We start from the raw sequence: 2,325 nt of genomic DNA, 5'->3' as shown, positions 1-2,325 counted from the left end.
GCTTGGCTGCCTCCGGCGGGTTGGCTGCCTCCGGCGGGTTGGCTGCCTCCGGCTCGCTGGCCGCTTCCTTTGGCGGTTCGACCCGGCGCGGCGCCAGCATCGCCTCCTCGAAGGGCGAGGGCTCGATCGCATGGCCCTTGTCGGACGGCAGCGCCGCCACCGGCGTCTGCCATTGGAAGGCATCGAGACGGCCGGTGACCGGCGACACCGGACGCCAGCGGTCGGAGACATAGCCGTCGGCGGTCCACGCCGGATCGTGCAGCGCGCGCACCGCGCGCAAGGTCCAGGCCCGCGCCCGGCCGCTGTCGCCATGCTCGGTGCGTTCGATCTCCGCCATCAACAGCGCGACGCGCTGCGTCGGCGCCGCCGTGAACGGCTCCAGCGCCGCACGCGCCTTGGCGAATTCGGTCGCATCGATCGCGGCGCGCGCGATCGCCAGCGCACCTTCGATATGCCCGGGCGTTTTCGCCGCCAGCGTCTCGACGCGCACCAGCCGCTGGCGCGCGGCATCGCCGAGCCGCACATGCGAATAGGCATCGGCGAGATCGGGATGCGGCTGCGCCAGCCACGCGGTCTCGACGATACGCATCGCGCGGCGCACCTGATGCGCCTCGCTTTCGAATTTGGCGGCAAGCACCGCGGCCGGGATCAGCGTCGGCGCCAGCTTCAGCGCCTCCATCGCACTCGAGCGCGACAGGTCGCGATCGACGGTCTCGAACTCGAGCGCACGCGCCGCGAGCAGCACGCCGCGTTGCCGCCGATAGGTCGCCTTGTCGATCAACCCGGCAGCCTGGTTGTTGTCGATGATCGACAGCGCTCCGGCCCAATCGCCCTTGGCGCAGCAGAAACCGAGCACCGCATGCGAGGCCCAAGACGAGGACGGCGACATTTTCAGCGCTTCCTCGGCAATCATCACGGCCGCAACCGGATCGTCGGCGCGCTGTGCCTCGATGAACAGGCCGCGCAGCCCGAGCAGCCGCGTGTCCGCGCGCTCGGCCATGGCGCGGAAGGCGCGCTGCGCGCCGTCGCGGTCGCCGTCGAGCTGCGCCGATTGCGCGTGCAGCAACAGCGCCAGCGGATCGCCTCCGGCGTGGCGCCGTGCCACTTCGGCATGCGCGCGCGCCGCCGACGAATCGCCATGCCCGATCGCGAGCAGGCCTTGCGTGATCGCGTGACGGCCGCGCGCGTGGCGCCGCTCGCGCCTGCCGCGGCGGACATGGCCCGGGATCTTCCACAGGCCGCGCAGGATCACGCCTGCGACCATCGCGACGACGATGACGAGGCCGAGCAGATACATCGGCTGCTTGGATGTCAGGCGCAGACCGCCCCAATTCAGCACGAGATCGCCGGGCTGATCGGCCAACCAGGCCGCACCCGCTGCAGCGAGCGCGATCAGCAGCAGGAACAGAATGATGCGGATCATCGAGAACCTATTGCAAAGACTTACTGGTTGACCGTGGCGAGCGCCGCCATGGCGTTGTCGGCAAATTTCCGCGACGCGTCGAGCGCGGCGCGGCGCGCGTCCACCTTGGCGAGCCAGGCTTGCGCCGCGGTGCGATCGGCCGGCGGCAACGACTTCAATTCGCGCTCGGTCAATGCGAGATCATTATGCACGGCGGCCGATGTCACGCGCGCGACGATGCTGCCGCGGTCGGTCCCGGTGCCGTCGGTCCGCTCGATGCGGATCAGCTTGGAAGCGCCGGCCTGCAGACGATCGACCAGCCCGGCGCTGGCCGCCGCGGCATCCGGCGGCGGCGGTGCGAGCTGCGGCACGATCTCGATCAGGTCGCGGCACAGCTTGTTCGGACTAGGCACGCCTGACGCGGCGAAGACGTCGAGCGGCTTCAGCACGTCAGGATTGTCGGCGATCGCTTTCGCGGCCTCGAGCGCCGAGGCATAGGGATCGCCGTGACGAACCGCGACGTCGAGCAACGATGCCGCCACCACGCGGCGCAGCGGCACGTCGTCCGCCTTCGCCTCGGCCTTGGTGTCGGCGATCTTGCTATCCTGCTTGGCGATCACGGCACCCTGCGCCTTCACCGCGCCCTCGACCTTGTCGATGCGTGCCGTGATGCCGGAGATGTCGGGCGCAGCCGCGCCATCGCGCGGCGCGGCCTTCGCATCATTGACCGCCGCCGCAAGCTTGTCGGATTGCGCGCGCGTGGCGGCGAGCTCGGTGCGCAACGCGGCGATCGATTTGTCGAGCGCCTCCAGCCGCGCGGTTGCCGCGGGATCGGCGGCCGCAGTGACCGGCCTGCTCGCTTTTGCTTCAAGCGCGGTCAGGCGCGTGCCGAGCTCGTCCAGCGTTGCGACACCGGGCTGCGG

At 70.5% G+C, this 2,325-nt stretch carries 2 protein-coding genes; both read right to left on the bottom strand.

Annotated features, from left to right (window positions below; all coding sequences use genetic code 11):
• A partial coding sequence (locus H8B02_RS46870; protein WP_229172457.1) for a heme biosynthesis protein HemY occupies nt 1–1,423 on the bottom strand: 1,423 nt, incomplete at its 3' end.
• 20 nt (nt 1,424–1,443) lie between these two features.
• The coding region (locus tag H8B02_RS46865; protein ID WP_229172456.1) for a COG4223 family protein at nt 1,444–2,325 on the bottom strand (882 nt) is incomplete at its 5' end.

The organism is Bradyrhizobium altum, assembly GCF_020889705.1.
GTDB lineage: Bacteria > Pseudomonadota > Alphaproteobacteria > Rhizobiales > Xanthobacteraceae > Bradyrhizobium > Bradyrhizobium altum.
Note: the sequence above shows the minus strand (reverse complement) of the source record. Positions and strands in the feature narration are given on the sequence as shown.